The 24,660-nt window shown below is 36.4% G+C and carries 26 protein-coding genes and 1 pseudogene; 17 read left to right on the forward strand and 10 right to left on the reverse strand.

Features of this window, described 5'->3' with window-relative positions; translation table 11 throughout:
* The first annotated feature begins 28 nt into the window (after positions 1-28).
* A complete protein-coding gene (locus ACN1CD_RS06510) occupies positions 29-910 on the forward strand; it encodes a lysophospholipid acyltransferase family protein (protein WP_419129521.1) in 882 nt (293 codons plus the stop codon).
* On the forward strand, positions 907-1,926 hold the full coding sequence (locus ACN1CD_RS06515) for a glycosyltransferase family 2 protein (protein ID WP_419129523.1): 1,020 nt from the start codon (positions 907-909) through the stop codon (positions 1,924-1,926). The genes ACN1CD_RS06510 and ACN1CD_RS06515 overlap by 4 nt, the downstream gene beginning before the upstream one ends.
* Here ACN1CD_RS06515 and ACN1CD_RS06520 read toward each other — a convergent pair.
* Positions 1,912-2,634, reverse strand: a complete 723-nt coding sequence (locus ACN1CD_RS06520) for a TlpA family protein disulfide reductase (RefSeq protein WP_419129524.1) — start codon at positions 2,632-2,634, stop codon at positions 1,912-1,914. The two genes, ACN1CD_RS06515 and ACN1CD_RS06520, sit on opposite strands and share 15 nt — an antisense overlap.
* 4 nt (positions 2,635-2,638) lie before the next feature.
* A complete protein-coding gene (gene aroQ / locus ACN1CD_RS06525; RefSeq protein ID WP_419129525.1) occupies positions 2,639-3,061 on the reverse strand; it encodes a type II 3-dehydroquinate dehydratase in 423 nt (140 codons plus the stop codon).
* 188 nt (positions 3,062-3,249) lie between these two features.
* Between aroQ and xerD the strand changes: the two genes are divergently transcribed.
* A complete protein-coding gene (xerD, locus tag ACN1CD_RS06530; protein ID WP_419129526.1) occupies positions 3,250-4,146 on the forward strand; it encodes a site-specific tyrosine recombinase XerD in 897 nt (298 codons plus the stop codon).
* On the opposite strand, the gene prmC is transcribed toward xerD, so the two are convergent.
* On the reverse strand, positions 4,121-4,984 hold the full coding sequence (gene prmC, locus ACN1CD_RS06535; protein WP_419129527.1) for a peptide chain release factor N(5)-glutamine methyltransferase: 864 nt from the start codon (positions 4,982-4,984) through the stop codon (positions 4,121-4,123). The two genes, xerD and prmC, sit on opposite strands and share 26 nt — an antisense overlap.
* A gap of 80 nt (positions 4,985-5,064) precedes the next feature.
* Between prmC and ribD the strand changes: the two genes are divergently transcribed.
* From ribD to ACN1CD_RS06555, 4 genes are read left to right on the forward strand one after another with little or no spacing between them, the layout of a single operon-like run.
* Positions 5,065-6,120 carry a bifunctional diaminohydroxyphosphoribosylaminopyrimidine deaminase/5-amino-6-(5-phosphoribosylamino)uracil reductase RibD gene (gene ribD / locus ACN1CD_RS06540; RefSeq protein WP_419129528.1) on the forward strand — a complete coding sequence of 352 codons (1,056 nt, stop codon included), beginning with the start codon at positions 5,065-5,067 and terminating at the stop codon, positions 6,118-6,120.
* Positions 6,117-6,983, forward strand: a complete 867-nt coding sequence (locus ACN1CD_RS06545; RefSeq protein ID WP_419129529.1) for an EamA family transporter — start codon at positions 6,117-6,119, stop codon at positions 6,981-6,983. The genes ribD and ACN1CD_RS06545 overlap by 4 nt, the downstream gene beginning before the upstream one ends.
* On the forward strand, positions 6,970-7,584 hold the full coding sequence (locus ACN1CD_RS06550; protein ID WP_419129530.1) for an IMPACT family protein: 615 nt from the start codon (positions 6,970-6,972) through the stop codon (positions 7,582-7,584). The genes ACN1CD_RS06545 and ACN1CD_RS06550 overlap by 14 nt, the downstream gene beginning before the upstream one ends.
* Before the next feature lie 25 nt (positions 7,585-7,609).
* Complete coding sequence (locus ACN1CD_RS06555) at positions 7,610-8,470, forward strand: nucleoside phosphorylase (protein ID WP_419129531.1); 861 nt, start codon at positions 7,610-7,612, stop codon at positions 8,468-8,470.
* A 46-nt stretch (positions 8,471-8,516) separates the two neighbouring features.
* Here the strand turns inward: ACN1CD_RS06555 and ACN1CD_RS06560 are convergent, their stop codons facing one another.
* Together ACN1CD_RS06560 and ACN1CD_RS06565 are read right to left on the reverse strand one after the other, a co-directional pair.
* Positions 8,517-8,912 carry a DUF1398 domain-containing protein gene (locus ACN1CD_RS06560; RefSeq protein ID WP_419129532.1) on the reverse strand — a complete coding sequence of 132 codons (396 nt, stop codon included), beginning with the start codon at positions 8,910-8,912 and terminating at the stop codon, positions 8,517-8,519.
* Between the two features lie 3 nt (positions 8,913-8,915).
* A complete protein-coding gene (locus tag ACN1CD_RS06565; RefSeq protein ID WP_419129533.1) occupies positions 8,916-9,962 on the reverse strand; it encodes an aldose epimerase family protein in 1,047 nt (348 codons plus the stop codon).
* A 75-nt stretch (positions 9,963-10,037) separates the two neighbouring features.
* Here ACN1CD_RS06565 and ACN1CD_RS06570 point away from each other — a divergent pair, with 75 nt between their 5' ends.
* From ACN1CD_RS06570 to ACN1CD_RS06580, 3 genes are all read left to right on the forward strand, one after another.
* On the forward strand, positions 10,038-11,189 hold the full coding sequence (locus tag ACN1CD_RS06570) for a galactokinase (RefSeq protein ID WP_419129534.1): 1,152 nt from the start codon (positions 10,038-10,040) through the stop codon (positions 11,187-11,189).
* 61 nt (positions 11,190-11,250) lie between these two features.
* Positions 11,251-11,781, forward strand: coding sequence for an RNA methyltransferase (locus ACN1CD_RS06575; protein ID WP_419129535.1), 531 nt, complete (start codon positions 11,251-11,253; stop codon positions 11,779-11,781).
* A gap of 353 nt (positions 11,782-12,134) precedes the next feature.
* Positions 12,135-13,421 (forward strand): OmpA family protein, encoded by a 1,287-nt coding sequence (locus ACN1CD_RS06580; protein ID WP_419129536.1) that lies wholly within the window; start codon positions 12,135-12,137, stop codon positions 13,419-13,421.
* A 1,226-nt stretch (positions 13,422-14,647) separates the two neighbouring features.
* On the opposite strand, the gene ACN1CD_RS06585 is transcribed toward ACN1CD_RS06580, so the two are convergent.
* Positions 14,648-15,946, reverse strand: coding sequence for a DEAD/DEAH box helicase (locus ACN1CD_RS06585; protein ID WP_419129537.1), 1,299 nt, complete (start codon positions 15,944-15,946; stop codon positions 14,648-14,650).
* A gap of 352 nt (positions 15,947-16,298) precedes the next feature.
* Between ACN1CD_RS06585 and ACN1CD_RS06590 the strand changes: the two genes are divergently transcribed.
* The 4 genes from ACN1CD_RS06590 (at position 16,299) to ACN1CD_RS06605 (ending at position 18,619) form a co-directional block, all read left to right on the forward strand.
* Positions 16,299-16,460, forward strand: a complete 162-nt coding sequence (locus ACN1CD_RS06590; RefSeq protein WP_419129538.1) for a hypothetical protein — start codon at positions 16,299-16,301, stop codon at positions 16,458-16,460.
* A 579-nt stretch (positions 16,461-17,039) separates the two neighbouring features.
* On the forward strand, positions 17,040-18,059 hold the full coding sequence (locus ACN1CD_RS06595; RefSeq protein ID WP_419129540.1) for a S66 peptidase family protein: 1,020 nt from the start codon (positions 17,040-17,042) through the stop codon (positions 18,057-18,059).
* Between the two features lie 88 nt (positions 18,060-18,147).
* On the forward strand, positions 18,148-18,357 hold the full coding sequence (locus ACN1CD_RS06600) for a DUF2683 family protein (RefSeq protein ID WP_419129541.1): 210 nt from the start codon (positions 18,148-18,150) through the stop codon (positions 18,355-18,357).
* A complete protein-coding gene (locus ACN1CD_RS06605) occupies positions 18,308-18,619 on the forward strand; it encodes a Txe/YoeB family addiction module toxin (protein WP_419129542.1) in 312 nt (103 codons plus the stop codon). Before ACN1CD_RS06600 ends, ACN1CD_RS06605 begins: the two co-directional genes overlap by 50 nt.
* A 2-nt stretch (positions 18,620-18,621) precedes the next feature.
* Here the strand turns inward: ACN1CD_RS06605 and ACN1CD_RS06610 are convergent, their stop codons facing one another.
* Both ACN1CD_RS06610 and ACN1CD_RS06615 read right to left on the reverse strand, forming a co-directional pair.
* Positions 18,622-19,938, reverse strand: coding sequence for a nicotinamide mononucleotide adenylyltransferase (locus tag ACN1CD_RS06610; protein ID WP_419129543.1), 1,317 nt, complete (start codon positions 19,936-19,938; stop codon positions 18,622-18,624).
* Between the two features lie 184 nt (positions 19,939-20,122).
* Positions 20,123-20,557, reverse strand: coding sequence for an Hsp20/alpha crystallin family protein (locus ACN1CD_RS06615; protein WP_419129545.1), 435 nt, complete (start codon positions 20,555-20,557; stop codon positions 20,123-20,125).
* A gap of 67 nt (positions 20,558-20,624) precedes the next feature.
* Between ACN1CD_RS06615 and ACN1CD_RS06620 the strand changes: the two genes are divergently transcribed.
* Complete coding sequence (locus tag ACN1CD_RS06620) at positions 20,625-21,113, forward strand: acyl-CoA thioesterase (protein WP_419129547.1); 489 nt, start codon at positions 20,625-20,627, stop codon at positions 21,111-21,113.
* A 188-nt stretch (positions 21,114-21,301) separates the two neighbouring features.
* Here ACN1CD_RS06620 and ACN1CD_RS06625 read toward each other — a convergent pair whose 3' ends face one another.
* Both ACN1CD_RS06625 and folB read right to left on the reverse strand, forming a co-directional pair.
* The gene (locus tag ACN1CD_RS06625) at positions 21,302-22,717 is read right to left on the reverse strand and encodes an FAD-binding oxidoreductase (protein ID WP_419129549.1); all 1,416 of its coding nucleotides are present in this window, start codon (positions 22,715-22,717) and stop codon (positions 21,302-21,304) included.
* A gap of 1 nt (position 22,718) precedes the next feature.
* Positions 22,719-23,093 carry a dihydroneopterin aldolase gene (folB, locus tag ACN1CD_RS06630; RefSeq protein ID WP_419129551.1) on the reverse strand — a complete coding sequence of 125 codons (375 nt, stop codon included), beginning with the start codon at positions 23,091-23,093 and terminating at the stop codon, positions 22,719-22,721.
* Between the two features lie 112 nt (positions 23,094-23,205).
* Here folB and ACN1CD_RS06635 point away from each other — a divergent pair, with 112 nt between their 5' ends.
* Complete coding sequence (locus tag ACN1CD_RS06635; protein WP_419129553.1) at positions 23,206-24,396, forward strand: acyl-CoA dehydrogenase family protein; 1,191 nt, start codon at positions 23,206-23,208, stop codon at positions 24,394-24,396.
* Positions 24,397-24,446: 50 nt separating this feature from the next.
* Positions 24,447-24,569 (forward strand): annotated as a pseudogene (locus tag ACN1CD_RS06640) (GxxExxY protein); the annotation flags it as partial.
* Between the last annotated feature and the right edge of the window lie 91 nt (positions 24,570-24,660).

A 24,660-nucleotide genomic window follows, 5' to 3' on the forward strand; every position in this document is an offset into this window, starting at 1 on the left:
TGTTTGTAGCTGAAACGTTTTAAAAATAATGATTAAAAGAGGATTTGCGCATTTGGGCGTATTTTTTTTATTCCTGATCTCGCTGCTCCCTCTACCCTTGCTGTTTTTTTTTGCAAGATTACTATATTATCTGCTTTATTACGTAATTGGATATCGAAAAAAAGTTGTCCACCAGAATTTAATCCAATCATTTCCTGAAAAACCTGCCTCTGAAATTATTCAAATCGAAAAGAAATTCTTCCGCTTTTTATCTGATTTGATTTTTGAAATCATTAAAATGAGTACCATTTCTAAGGAGGAAGCACTTAAACGGGTAAAGTTTTCTGGTTTAGCGCAGCTCGAAGCTCATTTTAAAGCTGGAGATAGCGTTTTAGCCTGTACAGGCCATTATGGAAACTGGGAATTGGGAACACTTGCATTGGGCTTAAGCATTTCTGCTAAAACCATGGTAATTTTTAAACCACTTTCCAATAAGGTTTTTGAATCTTGGTTTGATAAAATGCGAACCAAATATGGCAATATCTTCATCGCGATGCGGCAAACCCTGAGGGGTGTGGCCGCATATAAAAATGAACCCACCCTTTTGTGTTTTGCGAGCGATCAGGCGCCTACCCGTGAAGAAACGAGGTATTTCGTAGATTTTCTTCACCAACCTACAGCAGCTTTGTTGGGTGTAGAAAAGATTGCAAAATCTACCAACCGACCTATTTATTATTTCAAAGTAACCGTGATTAAACGAGGTTATTACCATGTGGAAGTATTACCGATGTGTTTAAATCCATCAGATACGAAGGAATACGAAATCACCAACCTTCACTTTAAATTTTTAGAAAACATTATTAGAGAACAGCCTCAATATTGGCTTTGGAGCCATAAACGATGGAAATTTAAACCCGAATTACCCCAATGAACCCTTCAGTAGCCGTTGTTATTTTAAACTGGAATGGAAAAGCATTTCTAAATCAATTTTTACCAGGAGTTTTACTGTCTGAATATGATAACCTGCGGGTTATTGTAGGTGATAATGCTTCAACTGATGATTCTGTTTCATTTTTAGCACAAAATTTCCCAACTGTTGAAATTATTAAGAACGATCAGAATTATGGCTTTGCTGGCGGTTACAACAAAGTACTCGAACGTGTGGAAGCAGATTATTATATTCTGCTTAATTCGGATGTTGAAGTTACCCCTAACTGGATTAAGCCGGTAATCTCCCTAATGGAAAGTGATACAAAAATTGCAGCAGCACAACCAAAAATTAAATGGCAACTAAATAAAAATCAATTCGAGTATGCGGGCGCGGCAGGTGGCTACCTGGATATTTATGCTTATCCATTTTGCCGCGGGCGCCTGTTTAATGTTTACGAAAAAGATCATGGTCAGTATGACGAAAAATCTGAAGTTTTCTGGGCCAGTGGTGCAGCCTTTTTTATCAAAAGTAAATATTGGAAAGAGACCGGTGGTTTAGATGCCGACCTTTTTGCCCACATGGAAGAAATTGATCTTTGCTGGCGATTAAAAAACCTTAATTATAAAGTGATGTATTGCCCTGATGCGGAAGTTTATCACGTTGGTGGTGGCACCTTACAAACGGAGAATCCATTTAAAACTTACCTTAATTTCAGGAATAACTTAATTATCATGCAGAAAAACCTGCCGGCTGCTGATGCAGTTTTCAGGATTTCTATTCGAATGTGTATCGATTTTATCGCCTGGTGGCACTTTTTATTGAGTGGAAAACCAAAATTCACCTTAGCAGTAAGCAAAGGTCACTGGCATTTCTTAAAGTCTATCGCTAAAACAAATCTTAAAAGGATGGCCAATCAGACACCTTATGTACAACATGCAGGCGTTTACAATAACAGCGTAGTTTGGGCTTTCTTTATCAAAAAAATTAAATATTTTAAAGACTTAGTTAGCAGCTAAAGATTCATCAATAGACTTTTTAATCCAGTGAATAGTATTTGCTGCCAGGCCAACCGTGCTAAACTTTACCTTGCCGTTCTTATCAATAATAGCGTGTGTTGGATACAACGTTACCGAATATTTACTGGCAAGATAGCGCCCATTATGAACCACATTATAATCGTAAGGAGTGGTTTTTAGAAATTTTTGTAAATCATATTTTTCGTCTGTGGCAATTGCAAGAAATACGACGTTAGGATTATTTTTGTATTCAGCCACCAGCTCATTTAATTGTGGAATCTCCTGTCTGCACGGGGGGCAGTTAATAAACCAAAAATTCAAAACGATCACCTTACCTGTCGCTTCTCGTAAATCAATTTTATTGCCATTAATGTCTGTAGCTTTGAAACCTTTAAAGTCATCACCCTCCTTAAAAGAAACACTTGGTCGTGGCTTAGGCATTTTTTCGAAGTAGCTAAACTTTTGAGCTTCAGAAAGTTCAAAGATTAAATATTCTGTTGCACCACTTTCTGTTTTTGTACCCCTGGTTTTTAAACCATATTTACCGGTCGACATTAATTTTTGCCAAACCAAATATGGATAAACATTCCCATCTTCTGCCCTAACCACCGATGTTTCGTTAAGTACATTTTGTTTTGTATTCGTGGTTTGAGCATTAACAGCAAATGAACTTACCATTAACACTAAGAGAAGCGCCTTTTTTAACATATCCTTATTTTTTGATCAATAAACTCTCCAGGGCCAAACGGTAGCCGTTCATTCCAAATCCAGTTAACACACCCTGGCAATTTCTACCGGTTAGGGATACATGGCGGTATTCTTCACGTGCGTAAATATTGGAGATGTGCACTTCCACTACGGGCGTTTTGATTGCCGCGATCGCATCTGCAAGCGCAACAGAAGTGTGCGTATAACCGCCTGCATTTAAAATGATGCCATCTAAACTGAAACCAACCTCATGAAGTTTGTTAATCAATTCCCCTTCCACATTGCTTTGATAATATTCAATAGTGATGTCAGTATAAATGGCTTTTAACTCTTTTACATAATCTTCAATACTGGTATTGCCATAAATTGATGGTTCTCTAACGCCTAATAGATTTAAATTCGGGCCATTTATAATTTGTACTTTCATGCTGGTATCAATTGATTTGGAAAACACTAAGCTGATATCTGATTTAATGAGTTATCGCTTAGATTGTGTTGCAATTATACGGAATGCTTATAAAAATATATCCATTTCGAATAAATGAATTCGATGTATTATAATTTCATTATATCTTTGAAGCTGAATGATGACTCTTTTAATTTAATCCTGGTACTGTGTGGCAATCCTATATTAAAGGTTTCAGGTCTTACTTAAAGTTGGAACGATCACTCTCTGGCAATTCTGTAGAGGCTTACCTTGGTGATATTGAAAAATTGGTGCAATATTTCCAGTCCATTAATTCTACACCAAATTTAAATGAAATTACTACAGCAGATTTAAAGGCCTTTATTTCCTGGTTAAATGAATTGGGCATGCTGGCCAGTACACAAGCCAGGGTAATCTCTGGATTGAAAGCTTTCTTCACTTATCTCTTATTGGAAGATATTGTGCAAAATAATCCTATGGCTTTAATTGATGCACCAAAGCTGAGCAGAAAATTGCCCGATACCCTGAATATCTACGAGATCAACCAACTGATTGATGCCATCGACGCTTCCAAACCTGAAGGAATGCGCAATAAGGCTATCCTGGAAGTACTTTATGGTTGTGGATTAAGAGTTACTGAATTAACAGAGTTAAGAATTTCCAGTCTTTTCCCTCAAATAGAATTTATAAAAGTAATTGGAAAGGGAAATAAGGAGCGTTTAGTACCCATCGGGGGCGTTGCTCTAAAGCTTTTAGATCTTTATATGAACCAGGTGAGGGTGCACATGAACATCAAAAAAGGGAATGAAGATTTTATCTTCTTAAACCGATTCGGAGCAAAACTTTCCAGAATTTCCATTTTTAACCTGATTAAAAGCCTTGCAATTACCACAGGCATAAAAAAAACAATCAGTCCGCATACCTTGCGCCATTCATTTGCTACACATTTAATAGAAGGTGGTGCAGATTTAAGGGCGGTACAGGAGATGCTTGGCCATTCGAGTATTACCACGACAGAAATTTATACGCATATTGATCGTGATTATTTGCGTGAAGTGATTACGCAATTCCACCCGAGATCGTAGTCCTTATCATTCTATCTTTACCTTGCATATCTTTGCGTAATTCAATGTTTTTAAACCCTTTACCCGCTAACATCTCCATCATCTCTGCACCTAAATATTCATTAATCTCAAAATATAAACGTCCGTTAAGATTTAAATTTGTTAACGCAAAATCAGCGATTGCCTGATAGAAAACTAATGGATCATCATCTGTTACAAATAAAGCAAGATGAGGTTCATGAGCCAAAACATGATTATGCATTTGTTGCTTTTCCAGTTCCCTGATATACGGTGGGTTACTCACAATCACATCAAATTTAGTATCAGTTTGATAAGTCAGGATATTAGCCTCAATAAACTCCACTCCTGCACCAATTAAATCAGCATTCCTTTTCGCAACACTGATCGCTTCAGGCGAAATATCCAGACCCACGACATCAAAATCGGGCAGATAAGTTTTTAAAGAAATTGGAATACAGCCAGAACCTGTTCCAATATCCAGAACTTTCAGCTTTTGCGTTCTTACAGTTGCATGGTCATTAATCATCCAATCGACCAATTCTTCAGTCTCCGGCCGTGGGATCAGCACATTTTCATTTACTTGGAACACCGAACCATAAAAATGAGCCACACCTAAAATATGCTGAATCGGTTTACCAATTTTTAAGTCATTGAGAATGCTCAATAATTTTTGCAAATCTACAAAGGTGGCTAAAGTGTGTTTAGCCATTTTCAGTTTTACTGGAGATAAACCTAAAACATGTTCTGCAGATAATCCGAATAATGCAGTTGCTTCTTCTTCGCCATACAACGATTCCAGTTCTATTTTATATTGTTCTGCTAAGTCTCCGATTTTCATTGATGTAAAATTACTTAATTGCAACCATATCATTGCTGCATACCCGAATCGATCGTGCTTTTTTTACTACTTTTGCGCTAATGAGCGATGAGTTTTATCTTAAAAGATGTTTGGAGCTGGCTTCACTGGCAATAGGCAATGTAAACCCAAATCCGATGGTGGGCTGCGTTATTGTTGTCGAAGGAAAAATCATTGGCGAAGGCTATCATCAACAGTTTGGTAAAGCACATGCAGAGCCGAATGCAGTAAAAAGTGTAATGGACAAATATGGAGCTGATGCAGAAAACCTATTAAAACAAGCCACTGCTTACGTAAACCTGGAACCTTGTGCACACTTTGGTAAAACTCCGCCTTGTGCAGACCTGTTTGTTAAACATCAACTGAAAAAAGTGGTTATTGGTAATTGTGATCCTTTTGATGGAGTAGATGGCAAAGGCATCGAAAAGCTTAGAAACGCAGGAATAGAAATAGTTAGTGGTGTATTGGATGCAGAATGTCGTCATTTTAATCGCCGCTTTTTTACCAGAATTGAACAAAAAAGGCCTTACATCATTTTAAAATGGGCCGAAACTGCTAATGGCTATTTTGCCACAAAAGATGGACATCAAAAATGGATCAGTGGTGCTTTAGCAAAGCGATTGGCGCACCAATGGCGTACCGAAGAAGATGCGATTTTAATTGGTAAGCAAACCGCCTTAATGGATAATCCGCAATTAACCAGCAGGGAATTTCCAGGTAAGAATCCAATTCGATTGGTTATTGATAAAAACCTGCAAATCCCCAATACAAATAACATTTACAATTCAGCAGCAAAAACAATCATATTCAATGAGGTGAAAACAGATGTGGTAGACAATATTCATTATATTCAGATGGAAGATATGCACTTCTATCTGGCTCAAAAAATTGCATTTCAACTTTATCTAATGGATATCCAGTCTGTTATTATCGAAGGCGGCGCACATATTTTACGGCAATTTTTAGAAGCTGATTTGTGGGATGAAGCCAGAATTTTCACTGCTCCAAATAGCTGGGACGAGGGTGTTCTTTCACCCGCTATTAATGGCAACCTGACCGAACAGATTCAAATTGGAAAAGATCAACTTTCTATTTATATAAGCAATTCAAATAAATGATATACATTGTTTTAAGTGTTTTTTGCAGCGTAATTGTAGCCGTATTATTAAAGCTGGCAAAGCGTTACGAAATTAGCATTATCCAGGCCGTTACGGTAAATTATTTCACTGCCTTAACCTTGTGTTTTTTGTTTTTCAAGCCTGAAGTAAATTTGCTTTCTTCATCCGCACCCTGGCCAATTTACATCGCACTAGCCATTTTATTACCTTCCATTTTCTTAGTGCTGGCCGCATCTGTAAAAAAACTGGGCATTGTAAAAACAGACATTGCACAGCGATTATCCTTATTTATTCCAATTTTAGCTGCTTATTTTATTTTCAGAGAAGGTTTTAATCAATATAAATTAATCGGCCTTGGAATCGGGTTTTTAGCTATTTTACTCACCTTTATCCGTAAGTCTGACCAGGAAAAGAAATCAAATAATTGGATCTATCCAATCGTTGTATTTATAGGTTTCGGAGTAATTGATGTACTTTTTAAACAAATTGCATTGTATAAAAGCTTGCCGTATACCACCTCTCTTTTCACTGTTTTTGCAATGGCTTTTTTAGTATCAGTGGCTATAGTAATCTATCTGGTGATCACTAAAAAAACAAAACTACAACTGGTTAATTTAGCTTGCGGGTTAATTCTGGGGTTTTTCAATTTTGGAAACATTTTATTTTACATGAAAGCCCACAAAGCTTTGTCAGAAAATCCTTCCACTGTTTTCGCAGCAATGAATTTAGGCGTTATTGTAGTTGGGAGCTTAGTTGGAATTGTGGTATTCAAAGAAAAGCTGAGCAAATTAAATTACGTTGGTATTGTTTTAGCCCTTGTGGCAGTTATCTTCATTACATTATCACAGCATGCTGTTCGATGATTCGTATAAAACCATAGAAAATACTGCAGAAGGTATTTTCCGTGATAAGGGAAGCAAGTTTCTGGCCTACGCCTATCCAATCCGTTCAGAAGCTGAAATTAAACCCATTCTTTTAAAACTAAGAGCCGAACATGGTAAGGCCAATCATTTCTGTTATGCTTATCGCTTAACGCCTGACCGTTCTGTTTTTCGTGTAAATGATGATGGCGAACCATCTGGTACTGCGGGCAGGCCAATCTTGAATTGCTTATTATCAGAAGACGTTACCAATGTTTTAATAGTGGTTGTACGATATTTTGGTGGCACACTATTAGGTGTACCAGGTTTAATTAATGCTTATAAAAGCGCTAGTATAGAAGCCATTAAAGATTGTAAAATCATCACAAAAACTGTAAATGATGTTTATGAGGTAAGCTTCGATTACCTGCAAATGAATGATGTGATGAAACTGATTAAAGATGAAAATCTGCAGGTTTTAGCGCAACAGTTTGATACCCATTGTGTCATAAAATTCGAAGTACGAAAGTCTCATTTGAATCAGGTTTTAGGTAGATTTGAAAAGATTGCAGATGTGAAACTGAAATACCTGGAAACGGTATAGCATAAGGAATTAAAATCAACAAATCATGAAAATAGCGGAGAGTGACTTAATTATTAATCCAGACGGGAGCATTTACCATTTAAATTTGTTGCCTGGAGATATCGCAGACCACGTTATTACGGTTGGAGATCCAGATCGCGTCGGCGATGTAAGTAAGTACTTCGATCGCATTGAATATAAGAAGGGTAAACGGGAGTTTATCACGCACACGGGCTATATAGGCAAAAAACGTGTTACAGTAATTTCTACGGGCATTGGAACAGACAATATTGACATTGTTTTTAATGAGTTGGATGCCCTGGTTAACATCGATTTTGAAACCAGGAAGGCTAAGAAAACATTAACCTCTTTGAATATCATCCGTGTAGGCACATCCGGAGCGGTACAGCCAGATATCCCTATGGGGACAATTTTAGCTTCATCACATGGCCTCGGAATGGATGCTTTGATGAATTATTATGTTAGCGATCCATCAGAAGAAGAAAAAGCCCTGATGATTGCTGTTCAGTCTCACTTTGGTCATCTTAAAAACATCAACCCATATTTAACAGCAGCTGATCCTACCTTATTAAATACGATTGGTAAGGATTTGCCTAAAGGAATTACCATCACTGCACCAGGATTTTATGCACCTCAGGGAAGACTGGTCAGGGCAAAGAATTCGATTCCTAATTTTATAGAATTAATTAATAGTTTCAACAGCAATCAGTACCGCATAACCAACCTGGAGATGGAAACAGCAGGGATTTATGCGCTGGCAAATGTTTTAGGCCATAAAGCCTTATCTATCAATGCAATTTTAGCTAGTCGTGTTAAATTTGAGTTTAGCAATGAGCCACAGAAAATAGTAGATGAGGCGATCAGATTGGTTTTGGAAAGGATATAGATTTAACCTCATCAGTTTAAAACTGATGAGGTTAAATATTAAGGAATTAAACAGCAGCGATTGTTTCTTTTACTAACTCATTCCCCGTAGTATCTAAATAAGTACAAGTCATGGTGGTTAAATCAGTAATCCATTTCTCCACACCTGCATCAGCAGCTTGCTTACAAAAGGTAATATAATCTGTTTCTCCTGTTTGATGTATTTTTAAAGCATGGGTTAACTTTTCTATAGATGATTCCTCATTAATCACCAATTCCGGATATTCATCAGGCCGCACCTGTAATACCTCATCTTCACTGGCAAAGTAAGCAGATAAGCCGTTTGAAACATAAACATCATTTCTAACCACACCCAATTCCTTTAACTCTTTTATAAATTGAGGAAAATCTGAACCCGTTTTAATTTTTGATTCTGCAGCCTGAATATCTTCTTTGGTAAACATAATTTATTTGTTTAAGGAAACTTTATAAATGGTAGTTTGCGTATACAAATCATCTGGTTGCAGTATAGTGGTTGGAAACTCCGGAATATTCACTGCATTCGGATGGTGTTGTGTTTCCACACAAAAGGCATCAAAACCAACATAATCTTTCCCGCCCTTGCCATTTTTAACTTCTAAATATTTAGCAGTATAGAAGTGTGCTATCGGTTCGGTGGTGTATACACTTAAAGTTAAACCGCTTTCTGCTTCAATTGTTTTGCTGGCTAATGATAGATCGCCATAAATTTTATCCAGTACGAAAGATTGATCATAACCAGTATCTTCATTCCAGTCCTTTGCTATTTCTTTAGAGCTTGTAAAATCCAGTGGTGTACCTGAAACTGGTAATAATTTCCCGGTTACCGAATAGCCTTCATCTTGTTCCAGGTAGTTTGAAGCAAATATTTGTTGTTTATGTTTACTGATATTTCCACCAGTTGGAGACAAATTAAAATAACCGTGATGTGTTAAATTTACTGGTGTCGCGGCATCCGTTTCAGCTTCATAAGTCAGTATGAGTTCATTGTTTTCGGTTAATTCAAAAGTCAAACCAACTATTAAATTACCAGGAAAATTTTCTTCTCCATCCAGGCTTTCATACTCCAGTGTAACGGCACTCTGATCTTCATCAAAATCAATAACATCCCACACCTTTCGGTCAAATCCAACTAAGCCACCGTGTAAAGTACTATCATCCGTATTTAAAGCCAGTTGATAACTTTCTCCCTCTATCTCAAATTTCCCTTCCTTAATCCTATTGGCATAGCGACCAATTACTGCACCTAAATAAGGATAGTTTACCAGGTATTCAGGGTCAGTGTATTGCTCAAATTCATCAAAGCCAAGTACAATATCCTGCTTTTCGCCATGGATATTTTCGACAATAAATTTGTTAATGATTGCACCATAATTAAATATCTTAACGTAAGTGCCTTTGCTATTGATAAGTTCGATTGCGAATACTTCTTCGCCATCAATAAATTTACCTGTTGATATTTGCTGAACGCTCATAAATTGTAACTTAGGGCTTTGTTTCCGAAACAAACATACTATTATTACTTGCCTTTAATAAATATTTTTAGCCAAATGAAGATTAATCTAGAACAAAAATTTGCGGAGCAATACGGTACAAATCCTCATGCAGTTTATTTAACACCGGGCCGCGTAAATCTAATTGGTGAACATATTGATTATAACGGAGGCTTGGTAATGCCTTGTGCAATCACCCTTGGAACATGGCTTGCCATCTCTCCAAATACCGATGGCCATTACCGAATGAAGAGCTTAAATTTTGAAGAACAAATTACGATAGAAAGTAACAGGAAGCATGATAAAAATGGAAGCCTTTGGGTAAACTATCCAATAGGTATTATTAATGAATTTTTGCAGGATGGCAAGCAAATTCCTGGTTTGGATTTCCTTTTCTACGGAAACATTCCCATTGGTTCAGGCTTATCATCTTCTGCATCAATTGAAATTGCAACTGCATTTGCCCTGAATGATTACCTGAGCCTGGGTTACGACCGATTGGAGCTGGTCAAAATGGCCAAAAGGGTTGAGAATGATTTCATCGGCTTAAATTCCGGAATTATGGATCAGTTCGCCGTTGCTTTTGGCGAAAAAGATAAAGCGATAGTACTGGATTGCGAGACATTGAAATATAAAATGGTTGATGTGGACTTAGGAAACTATGTTTTAGCGATCATCAATACCAATAAACCCAGGGAATTAGCAGAATCAAAGTATAACGAACGTGTAGCGGAATGCCAGACTGCCTTAAGGTTATTGAATGAGGAAATCACGCTTCATAACCTTTGTGAATTAACGGCAGATAAATTTGCACTGCACAGTCATCTTATTTCAGATGAGACGATCCTTAATCGGGCTACACACGTAGTTAAAGAAAACGACCGCGTTCATTTAGCGGCTAAGGCACTTAATTATGGTGATCTGGAAGAATTTGGCCGACTCATGTATGCTTCGCACCAATCGTTGAAAACACTTTACGAAGTTAGTGGAAAGGAATTAGATACAGTGGTTGATTTTTGTTCAACTTATGAGCATGTTATTGGTGCCCGAATGACCGGAGCTGGTTTCGGTGGATGTGCCATCGCACTCTTGGAAAAAGGTTTCGAAGAAGACTTTGCCAAACACCTTACCGATTACTATGTAGATAAAATTGGTTACGCTGCCGCTATATACATTAGTGAAATCGGCAATGGTCCTATAAAACTTTAAAATACACCTATATTAATATGAGTAATGCAAAACATTATCGTGATGCATGGCAGACTGAAAAATGAGAAAATTAAAATTAGACGAATTAAATCGTCCGGATGTGGAAGAATTTAAAGCACAGGAAAAATTGCCTGTCATAGCGGTTTTAGATAACGTTCGAAGTATGCATAACGTGGGTTCTATCTTTCGCACCGCGGATGGTTTTGCTTTAGAAAAGGTTATTCTCTGCGGAATTACCGCACAACCTCCACACCGTGAAATTGAGAAAACGGCGCTAGGTGCTACGCAATCAGTAGAATGGATGCACTATCCCGATACGGTTTCAGCGGTGGATGACTTGAGGGCAAATGGTTACGAGATTGTAGCTATTGAGCAGGCGGAAAATAGCACCATGTTAAATACCTTTACGCCCGATCAAAATAAGAAATATGCTTTAATTTTTGGTAACGAAGTAGATGGCGTAAGTGATGAAGTAATGTCTAAAATAGATCAGTGTATTGAAATTCCCCAATTCGGAACCAAACATTCTTTTAACATTGTTATTTCAGCAGGCATTGTATTCTGGGATTTCTTCGCAAAATTGAGGCTTTAAAGCCATTTGGGATGTAAAATGCTCTTTTTAAAAGCTTCAGATTAAATCAGGATAGCAACTCAACATGGCTGATGCTTCAGAAAATGTAACTGATATGCTGTTACGTGGTCAAAAAAATACATCCACTAAAGGTTAAATTTCGATTACAAAATCAGTTATGTACACAAAACTATACAACATTTAACATAATTTTAACGCAAATGTAACTTTTTTATATACGTTATTTACACATCTAATCTTCTGATTCATTGTCAATTGTCTATTTATTTCCATTTTGGCAAGGTTTTTTCTTAGTAGTGGCAAAACAGTAATGATATAAATGCTGTTTAACCACTATAAAAAATATAGATAACATGAATACGAGGATTACAAAATCAGCAATGTTGATTGCATTATTGGGATTATCATCACAATTATTTGCACAAGAATCAACGCCAACTACTTCTGGTAGATTTGGCAAACAATCACTAAGAACCTGGAGTGTTGGTGCTCATGGAGGTATCTTAAGTCAAAATACTTTCTTGGGAGGCGGAAGCGTTGATGCAAGAGAGTTCAAAAGTATTGGTTACGGTGCATTTGTTAAAAAACAAATTTTACCAGCTTTAGGTTTACAAGCAGATTTTTTACGTGGTGAAGTTAAGACCGCTAATTATTTGGGTACTACCGCTGAGCAAGTAAACAAAATCAACTGGTCAGGATCATTAACAGCAGTATTAAACATTGCTAACTTTAGCTTAAACACTGAAAATGCAGTATTAATTCCTTACGTTAAAGCAGGTGCGGGTTATATGGCGTCTGATTCTCAAGTTGGAACTACACAAGTTTTTGCAGACAGAGAAGGTTGGTATATTCCTACTGGAGTTGGATTTAAATTTGGTGTATCAAAAGGAATCAATATTGATTTAGGTTATGATATCAACTTTATTAAATCATCACCTACTGTTAAAAATGCTTATAACGAAAGTAGATTCTCTTATGCTCACGCAGGTTTAGAGTTTTCTTTAGGTAACAAAGAAAATTCACAATTACAAAACTATAGCGCTGTTGCGGATCTTCGTAAACAAAGTGCTGAAGAAAGTGCTGAGTTAAGAAGAGCTTTATCTACTGCTGAGCAAAATGCACAACGCGATAGAGATCAATATGCTAAAGATTTAGCTGATGATGATAACGATGGTGTTGCAAACAAATTTGATAAATGTCCTGGTACAGGAGCAGCAACTGTTGTTGATGGTTCTGGTTGTCCAATCAAAGTTCAACGTGAAATTATCAGAGAAACTAAAGTAATTACTGAAGAAGATCGTAAAGTAGTTAAAGATGCAATTTCTAACTTAGAATTCGATTTAGGTAAATCTACTATCCGTTCTAAATCATATGCAAGCTTAAACAGAGTTGCTGGTTTATTGGTTGACAAAAACTTTAGCTTAAAATTAGCTGGTCACACAGATAACACTGGTGGTAGAGAATTAAACTTACGTTTATCTAAAGAAAGAGCAGAATCAGTAAAAGCTTATTTAGTTTCTCAAGGTGCTAATGCATCAAGAATCGAAGCTACTGGTTACGGACCTGATCAACCAATTTCAACAAACAAAACTGCAGCTGGTCGTCAAGAAAACCGTCGTGTAGAATTTACATTATACTAGTCAATAATTAAAGACTAATTAAAAAAGCTTCTCAGATTAATTTCTGAGAAGCTTTTTTGTTTTGTAGCTATAGCCATCGGAATTTATTTTCTGTACGGCAATTAAAAAACTTTTCATTTATCGAAGGCATCACAATCAGAAATTATATGCATAAAAATGGGTTCTCAGATTAGTTTCTGAGAACCCATTTTGGTTAGTACTGCTATGTATTTTAAAATGACGGTAACTCAACTTACGAAGTTTAGTTAGCCTGTGCGATGGAAAAACTTCGTCAGTTTAAAAGCGTAGTTTTCTCTACTTCCTTAACCGTCTTTGAGAATATTTTCCGATTTTTCAGTAACAATTTTCGTAGCAACCTTATATTTAATTTGCCATAGCTTTAGCGGCAATGAGGTTGCCACAGCCAATGAAGAATTGGCTTCGCAATGACGACCGTGTTAGTATGGCGTACTAGTTTTCGGCTTTTTAAACGCTGAGCAATGATGATAAATCAACTTACGAAGTTTAGTTGGCCTGTGCGATGGAAAAACTTCGTAAGTTTAAAAACGTAGTTTTCTCTACTTCCTTAACCGTCTTTGATAATATTTTCCGATTTTTCAGTAACAATGTTCGTAGCAACCTTATACTTAATTTGCGCCACTGCTTTAGCGCCAATGAGGTTGCCACAGCCAATGAGAATTGGCTTCGCAATGATGACCGTGTTAGTATGGTGTACTAGTTTTCGGCTATTTAAATGCCGAGTAATGATGATAAATCAACTTACGAAGTTTAGTTAGCCTGTGCGATGGAAAAACTTCGTCAGTTTAAAAACGTAGTTTTCTCTACTTCCTTAACCGTCTTTGATAATATTTTCCGATTTTTCAGTAACAATGTTCGTAGCAACCTTATACTTAATTTGCGCCACTGCTTTAGCGCCAATGAGGTTGCCACAGCCAATGAGAATTGGCTTCGCAATGATGACCGTGTTAGTATGGTGTACTAGTTTTCGGCTATTTAAATGCCGAGTAATGATGATAAATCAATTGAAGAAGTTTAGTTGGCCTGTGCGATAGAAAAACTTCGTCAGTTTAAAGCGTAGTTTATCCTAATCACTCAAGCGTCTTTGCGAGAACATACTCCGATCTTTCATCGGTCATGTTTCGTGGCAATCTCCTATATGCTATGCATTAGCAATAGTAAGGTTGCCACGAAACAGAGAAAACCGTTTCTTATTGACGATTTATCAGTTAAGACAATCCCTTTTTATTTTTATAAGTCATTTTTGCTTTCGTACCAGCACTATAATTGTAATTTTTTAAGTTACTGGCTTTTTTCTCGTGGAATGCTGCACCTCTTTCAGATTGATCTTCTTCTTCCCCACCTTTCTTTTTCTTTGGTTTTGCCGTTGGATCAACAATTTTTAAGTCTTCCGGTAATTCCATCAGCTCCATCCTTTGACCAATAGCCTGCTCAATCTTCTTCACTTCTATTAATTCAATATCCGTTGAGAAAGTAATGGCTACCACTTCTTCATCATCTTGCTTAACAATCCTCTGAATTAATGTTTCTTTTTGTTCGGGTAATTCCAAATGAATAATAAATGGAATTCCATGAATGTCTAATTCACCAAGATTCTCATTCGCGACAATTAAAACGCGTGACTTCGAGTTTGATTTGAAATCTTCAATATCATCGTAACCCTTATCATCGAAAAATAAGGAACGGTAGATACAGTATTCTTCATCGTTAGTATGATTGAAATTTTTGTAAACGGTTTGAGCCGTTAGGCGTGTATTAACAAAAACAACAGCTTTATCAAAAAATTCTGTATCGTTCATTAATAAAGTTAACAGGTTCAGCTTCGTCCTGAAATTTGGAACCTGATACAACATCTGCTGATAAACCTCAGCTTGTTGTTCACCGATCTCATCAACCTCAATAGTGGTAGTTGATTCTTTCATAAAAGGCGAGATCATGAGGTTCAACTTCTCGTGCATTACTTCGGTAAAAATGATGTGTTGAGACTTATAAGCACTATTTGCTAGTTCAACTACTGGCAATTGTAAGCCTTTTTTAACAATTAACTCAGCGTTATCAACGATAAACAACTGAATTTTATTAGTATTAAGTGCAAGTTTCAAATACAAAGCCCTCGCCCTGTCTGGTACTGCTACAATGATATCACATCCATCTGTAATCTCATTCATTTGCGTATCAACTGCACCACGACTGTCGATTCCTAAAATTCTGAATGTTTTGTTTCTGTTTAATAGCTTAAATTGCTCCAGAACATGATCAACATGTTCCGCATCAGGAACCAATATTAATGCTCGTGGTGCTTCCTCAAAAGCATATTTTAACTTCATCAGCGTAGCTAAAACATAAGTTGTTGTTTTACCAGAACCCTCCGGCCCCACTGCTATCATATCCTGACCACCTAGAATTCTGGACATTGTTTTGGCCTGGATCTCTTTTGGAGTTAAAAATCCTGCATCAGTCATTGCCGAAACAAGTGGTTTGCTAAGTTTCAATTTATCTAAAGACACTACTTATTTTTTTAATGTTTGAAAGCACAAATATCCTCAAAATAATTAGCTTTTTAAGACATAGAATTTAAAGCAGTCCAAATGAGCAATCTAAATTCTCTAATCGGTCAACATTGCGTTGCGCTAATTCTGGTGGGTAAGCTTGATTAATTCGTTGATATTCTTTCCATATATAAGAGAATCAAAATAAAAAAGCACCTATTAATAAATTTATTTTACTGATAATCAACAAGATAAAAAAATGACTCAAATTAAAAACTACTAAATCTATAGATATTATATAGTAATTTATATATTTGCTCAACATTAATCATTAACTAAACCATATGTTCAACAATTAAATGCAATAATCATGTCGATCTATTTCCAATACCCCAGCATAGATGAATTTCAAAATCTCATTTATCCAATAAATGCCCAGCATTTAGAAGATCGAAAGGATATTGTTGAAGATAAGATTAATCAGCAACATATAGAAGACCTGAAAGATTATTTAGCATTAAAACCTGTTTAAAACTGTTAGTAGGTTGACCGATTGGAAGGTTAAGTTTATTAAAAAAAGCTTATACAGTGGTTCGAATCCACTACCTGGCTACTAAGTGTTCTCATATGCACTTATCCTGATTTTGCTCAATCAGGTAAGATTTGGTTATCTTATATTTGTTTTGTTGTTAGCAAAGGCTATCCGCGATGGATAGCCTTAACTTTTTTAGGGCTAATTCGCTTTATGATTTATTCTAAGCTCTAACCCGCTAAACACACATAAACATTTCATCTCAGCTTCTGCGTCATAATGTAAATAGAAATAATTGTAAGATTGTTTTGTACCTGGCTATCACGGTAGTTTTACCCACTTGTGGTGGTAGGATGACAAGTTTCCAGCCAGTCAAAATTAACGGCTGATAAAAATTTATAAAAAATCTCAAACTTTTTATATCTATTAAGGTTATCTATATAATTCACATTATACTAATCTGTTACAGATTAATTTGTTTGGTTTAAAAAAGGGATTTATGGATATAAATCCCTTTTCTTTTATGCGGAATTTTAAAGTGATATATTCGCTAGGGCAATATTAAATCCTCATATCTTAATGAATAGAAAACATTTTCTTTCTTCATTTATTGCAGCAGCAGTTGTACCAAGTTTTAAAGGTTTTGCTAATACTCCTGATGAGAAACCTTTATCTTTCAAAATACCACCATATTTAAAACAAGGGGATACCATTGGAATTACAAGTCCGGCGGGATACATTACTTTAGAACAAATACAGCCATCCGTTTTACAGATGCAAAGTTGGGGTTTCCATATCAAAATAGGCTCAACTATCGGAAAACGAGATTTTACCTATGGCGGAACAGACGAAGAACGGCTAAAGGACCTTCAACAAATGCTTGATGATCCAAATCTGAAAGCCATTATGTGCGCCAGAGGTGGCTATGGTTTGGTCAGGATTATTGATCAACTGGATTTTTCACAATTTACCCGCCATCCGAAATGGATTATTGGCTTTAGTGACATCACCGTTTTACATTGTCATTTAGCAAAGAATCTTGGTATTTCTTCTATTCATTCAAAAATGTGCAACAGCTTTCCAGATGATTGGACAAAAGCAGAACCTATTCAAATAGAGACCATTCTATCCATAAAAAATGCATTGATTGGAGAACAAATGGGCTATATTTCAGCTTATAATGTGAACAATAAGTTGGGAAAAGTAGACGGGATTCTGGTTGGTGGAAATTTAAGCATCATCGAAACACTTGCAGGAAGTAATTCAGACCTGGATACTAAAGATAAAATTCTTTTTATCGAAGATACTGGCGAATACCTATATAGTATTGATCGAATGCTTTGGAATCTAAAGCGTTGTGGCAAGCTAAAAAGCCTAAAAGGATTAATTATTGGTGGTTTTAAAGTTAAAACTGACGATCCTGGAGAGGAATTTGGTAAAACTGTTTATGAAATTGTTTTGGAGAAAGTGAGAGAATACAACTATCCTGTTGCGTTTGATTTTCCTGTAGGTCACCAGCGGAATAACTTTGCACTAAAATGTGGTGCAAACCATGTTTTAGAGGTTAATGAAAACGGTTCAGTATTGAGAACGATTTAGTTTATTTCAGTACTTTTATCTGACAAAAAATGGTCATTAAGCAAAATCTATGATTGAAATTTGGTTAAATAATTTGTATTTTTGAGTTATGACTATAATCGCACATCCTAAAACCAAAAAGCAGGAAGCAGCTGTCGAGGCTGTTTTAAAAGCTTTAAATATTTCTTTTCAAAAGGACGATGAAAGTCCTTATAACCCCGAATTTGTAGCAAAAATTAAGGCACGTACGGAAAGTGCTGAAAAAGGCAATGTTATCAGGATTAAAGACCCTAAAAATATATGGGAAAGTATATTATAGAAGTCGAAAAACAAGCAAAAAAGATTTAGAAATTCAGTATAAATCGGGTGATAAAGCATCTATTAAAAGAATAAATCAAATATTCATTGAATTATCAGAACACCCTGAAATGGGTATTGGGAAACCTGAAAAACTGAAATTTAACTTATCTGGTTTTTGGTCAAGACAAATCAATAGAAAAGACAGATTGATTTATCAAATTGAAAATGATATTGTAACTGTTACTATCATCTCTGCATTAGGTCACTATGGCGATAAATAATTCTACACCGTCTTCACTTCATCTTCTTCATAATCTTCAATATCCGTAATATAATGGTTGATTAAAAGAAAATCAAATAAGGGTTTTGCTTCTGGTGTTACAGGCATATTTGCCGTGGTAATTACCTCGTTAGTCTTTTTATCCAGAAATGGATAAGCAAATAAACGAACATTGGTATTGAACATGTCATTTACATAACTTAATAACTGGCCTGAATAATTTTCGCCTTTAAAGTTCGTAGAATTAAACACGAATTTCAGATTATTAATGTTTGTGGCCAAGCCTACACTTTTTGGTTTGCAACGGGCCAGATATTTAGCTAAACGGTTATGGCGGGTAAAATTCGATACAATTACGATGTTACCGGTATCACACATTTCCTGCGTTCTTTTAGCCACAGCTTCCAGATCTATATCATCAGGTGTTTCCTGATCGCCAGTTAATACATTAGTTAGTAAAACCTCAATCATCACTGCGATATTCCCGTCCTGCACATCATTCGTACGCTTGAATTGATCAGTTGCCTTATTAAACAAACTAAAGTTGGGTAATGATTTCTGACCATATTTAGTCCGTAAAATCATAATATCTTTTTTATATAACAAGTCTTTAGCCTGACGGGGATGCGCATCTGAATCGAATATAGCAGCTGCAGAGAAATCTTTCATAATCATATAAAGATTAAGCAAGATGTTGTCAACTTCCGGAAACGCCGGACCTTTAACGGAAATTAAATCAATTTCCACAGAACCAATGGTTAGGTTATCTGCTAACGATTCCACCATTAACTTAGGGTCCTGATAGTGATAGAATGCAGCATAAAGCAAGTTTACACCTATAATTCCCAAAACCCGTTGCTGCATATTAACATCGGTATCCAACAAGCGAACATGGAAGAAAATTTCATTTGGCAAACCACCTGGCTCATTCTGGAAACGAATACCCACCCAACCATGAGGTTCATTGGTACGTTTGTAATTTAGCGTGGTAACGGTATCTGCGAAAGCAAAGAAAGTACGACTTTCATACTTTTCACCAGATAATCGCTCGTTTAATAAGCCAAATTCATGGTCGAGCATTTGCAAAAGCCTGTTCTGACTTACATATCTACCGTTAGTTTCTGCGCCATAAATGGCATCACTAAAGGTCATATCATAAGCCGACATGGTTTTGGCGACTGTTCCTGATGCTGCACCAGCATTAAAAAAGTTTCTGGAAACTTCCTGCCCTGCTCCAATCTCGGCAAAAGTGCCATAAATTCGCGGGTCGAGGTTTATTTTTAATGCTTTACGTTTAGTATCCAGAATTTCTCTTTCCATTTCGCAAAAGTACAAAAATCATTAGTATCATTCGTTGATTAGTTTAACTGCTGAATAATTAATCATAAACAATTAATGAAACCATAACAATGAACGGATAAAAAATAAGGTTAGCATTATCCAATACTAACCTTATAAAACCTAAACTTAAACTATATGAAAAACTTTCTTTCGAAATATTTTATTATGATACTACAATTTCTTTGTGTTGTAATTTAGCATCGTCTTTTTTGCTAATGTTGATTGTTAAAATACCGTCTTTATATTCAGCAGTAATATTCTCTCCATCAGCCGTATCTGGTAAATTAAATGACCGAGCGAATGAGCTGTAGTCAAATTCTTTACGGGTAAAATCTTTCGCTACCTGCGTTTCGTCTTTTTTAACTTCTGCCCAAACAGAAAGCGTATCTTTTTTTAATTTAATTTGAAAATCTTCTTTTCTTAAACCAGGAGCAGCCAATTCAATTACATACGCAGCTTCATTTTCGTAAATATTCACATTTGGTGATTTATCTACGGCTTTGTTTTTAGTTACGGCATCACTAAACAATGAATCAAAAACATTGTTAAAGTAAGGAGCTGTGTTGCGGGTTCTGTTGTTGAAATTTACAAGTGTCATATCTCTAATTTTTATTTTTTATATTGATAATTCCTAATAATCAACTTATATACCAAACTAAATATTTATGATTTTCAAGACATTATGGCAAAATAAATCTAAAACAAAAGACAAATTGGCAGAAATAAAAAGTTTCTCCGACAAATTCAACTATAAAACAAACATTCATTTGCGTTTTATAGATTTTGATATGATGGGTCATGTAAACAATTCAGTCTACTTTACCTATCTGGAAATTGCCAGAACCAAATATTGGGAAGAGATTATAAAATGGGATTGGAAAAAAACTGGAATTGTGATCGCACACGCTGAGGTAGATTACATTCAACCAATTTTTGCGAACGATAAAATTGCGATTCATGTGAAAACATCAAGAATTGGTGAAACCAGTTTTGATTTGGACTATCAGATCGTCAAAATCAAAGGTAACGAAGAAATTATTTGTAGCAAAGGTAAAACGGTTTGCATTGCTGTGGATTACGCAACAAAACGCCCGACTACAATTCCAGCAGCTGAAAAGCAAAAAATGATTGGATTTGAACAACTTGGGGGTTAAGCCCCCAACCCCCTGAAGGGGGCTTTTGACTTTCTACCGGCCCGCAAAGAGTATAAAAAGTTAGCGAAGTGTATAAAAAAAGTGCTTAGTTTTTCTTTTGCTTGTCAACTATTTTCACTCATTCTTTGCCACCCTAATAGACTTATTCTATTTTTCTTTTGCTTGGCTAACATACCTGTCGCTCCCCTTTAGAGGGTTGGGGGGCTAGGCATAATCTTCCCTGGATTTAAAATCCCGTTCGGATCAAAAACCTGTTTTATTCCACGCATCAAACTCAGGTGAACTTCTGAATATTTGATAGGCATATATTGTTTCTGAACCAGACCGATACCGTGTTCACCAGATAAAGTACCACCCAGTGAGATAGTTAATTCAAAAATTTCTGTAATACCAAACTGCAAATTATTTTTCCAGTCTTCATCGCTCATTCCGGCTTTAATGATGTTAACATGCAGGTTTCCATCACCAGCATGACCATAACAAACACTTTCGAAACCATATTTGGCTCCAATTTCTTTTATTCCATTAATTAATTTGGGCAACGCAGCCCTTGGAACCACTGTATCTTCTTCTTTATAAACTGAATTCGCTTTTACTGATTCTGCCATTGTTCTGCGCATTCGCCAGAGTTCTTCTTTTTGTTGAGCGGTGTCTGCAAAAAGAACATCAGAGCAGTTGTGTTGTTCTAAAACGATATTTGTTTTTTCACAGTTCTTGAAAATATCATCCAAATCGTCACCATCAAATTCAATCATTAATAAGGCAGCAACACCATCTTTCAAGTCAAATTTAATATCATCGAATTTAATTACCCACTCCACTCCTTTTCGCTCCATAAATTCTAAGGCCGATGGTGTAACACCCGCCCTGAAAATCGCAGAAACAGCTGCACAGGCTTCTTCGTTGGTAGCAAAAGAACCCATCATCAAGACTGATTGAGTAGGCTTAGGCAAGAGTTTAGTTACGATCTTAGTAACTACGCCTAATGTACCTTCCGATCCAATCATCAGCTGAGTTAAGTTATAACCAGCAGCATATTTTAATGTATTAGCACCCGTCCAGATGATATCACCATTAGGTAAGACAATCTCCAGGTTTAAAATATATTCGCGAATAGTACCATACTTCACCACTCTTGGTCCGCCGGAACCGTGAGCAACATTGCCGCCAATAAAACATGAACCTTTACTACTTGGATCTACCGGATAAAGCAGGCCCTTTTCTCCAACAGCGTTGATAAATTCTTCTGTTATCACACCAGGTTCAACCGTGGCCTGTAAATTTTCAGTATCAATATTTATAATTGATTTGAACTTTTCCATTGATAAGGAAACGCCGCCATATATCGGTAAAGCAGCGCCACTCAATCCCGTGCCACCGCCCCGAGGGGTAACCGGAATATGATGAAGATTACAGATTTTTAATAAGGCAGAAATTTCATCAACAGTAGTCGGTTTTACCACCACTTCAGGCTGATAGCGCAGGTCTTCCGTTTCATCGTGACTGTAATTATCCAGGCTTTCAGCATCTGTAAACACTTTTTCCGGGCCGATTGCCAGTTTAATTTCCTGTAAAATCTCTGAATTTATTTTGGTAAAGTCCATTTTAATTGGCTGATGTTGAGGTGTAAGTAAGTTTAACAAATGAATGTCCGATTTGCCCGGGCATAGGCGGATTGAGTTTTTTGATGCTCACCTCTATCTTTTCTACAAATGGATATATCTCCATAACTTTTGAAATAATGTTCTTCAAAACGGTTTCCAAAAGCTTTTGCGTATTTTTCATTTCTTCCGTGATGATCGAATTAAGATCTTCGTAATTAACTGTTTGACTAAGTTCATCCTCAAAACCTTGCGGTGTAAATTCGGTAGTTAAATCAATCACAAAATGATTCCCGATCAATTGTTCTTCAGGATAATAGCCATGCAAGGCAAAGCATTTCACATCTTTTAAAGCAACGGTTTGTTTAAAATGGCTCATCTATATTTTGTATGCTGTAAAATTAAATTTTTATTCATGAATATAATACCCATTGCGGTAAATTGTTACCTTTGAAATGAACGCTATTTCTTAACCAGATTGGAAAACGACGATGAGCAGATCAACCAAAAAAGACCTTTACGAGGCTCCTGATTATTATTTATTAGATGAATTATTAACGGACGAGCATAAATTAATCCGTGCAACTGCGAGAGAATGGGTTAAAAAAGAAGTGAGTCCGATTATTGAAGATTATGCTCAGAAGGCGGAATTTCCAAAACATTTAATTAAAGGTTTAGCGGAAATTGGTGCCTTCGGACCAACAATTCCGGTTGAATATGGTGGTGCTGGTTTAGATTATACAGCGTACGGCATTCTGATGCAAGAAATTGAGCGTGGCGACTCCGGCATTCGTTCTACCGCATCTGTTCAGGGATCATTAGTAATGTATCCTATTTACGCCTATGGTAGCGAAGATCAACGAAAAAAATATTTACCAAAATTAGCCAGTGGCGAAATGATGGGTTGCTTCGGATTAACGGAGCCGGATCATGGTTCAAATCCTGGTGGAATGGTTACCAATATAAAAGATGTTGGATCTCACTATATCCTGAATGGTGCTAAAATGTGGATTAGCAATGCTCCATTCGCAGATATCGCAGTAGTTTGGGCGAAAGATGAAGCTGGAAAAATAAGAGGAATGGTTGTAGAGCGTGGTATGGATGGCTTTTCTACACCAGAAACGCACAATAAATGGAGCTTACGGGCATCGGCAACCGGCGAGTTGGTTTTCGATAACGTGCAGATTCCAAAAGAAAATGTTTTTCCGGAAATCAGTGGCTTGAAAGGACCATTAGGTTGTTTAAATCAGGCACGTTATGGTATTGCCTGGGGTGCTTTAGGTGCTGCAATGGATTGTTATGATACTGCTTTACGCTATTCAAAAGAACGTATTCAGTTTGGTAAACCAATTGGTGGATTTCAATTGCAACAGAAAAAACTGGCCGAAATGGTTACCGAAATTACTAAAGGTCAACTATTGGTGTGGCGTTTGGGGATGCTAAAAAGCGAAAACCGTGCTACCGCCGAACAAATTTCGATGGCTAAAAGAAATAGTGTAGAAATTGCTTTGGATATCGCTCGTAATGCACGCCAAATGCTCGGCGGAATGGGCATTACAGGAGAATATTCCATTATGCGCCATATGATGAACTTAGAATCGGTAGTAACCTATGAGGGTACACATGATATACACCTACTAATTACTGGTATGGATGTGACCGGGTTAAATGCGTTTAAATAAAGAACATGATTTTTGTGATTAGCAGGATCTAAGCGTACAAAGCATATTTTAATATGGAAAAAGCGCATTTAGTTCAAGCAAAAAATTATGTTGTTGCTTATAATTTCAATATCGGATTATTGATTAATTTTGGCGCTATAAGTTTACAATTTAAAAAGATAATCCTATCATAAACCAGTATAGATCAAGCCTCGAGAAGCGTAGTGATTTGCTAGATGAATAATATTATTTATTTTATTGCTGCTATCTAATTTTAATGCTAAA

The organism is Pedobacter sp. N23S346 (genome assembly GCF_048515415.1).
In the GTDB taxonomy this organism is placed as follows: Bacteria; Bacteroidota; Bacteroidia; order Sphingobacteriales; family Sphingobacteriaceae; genus Pedobacter.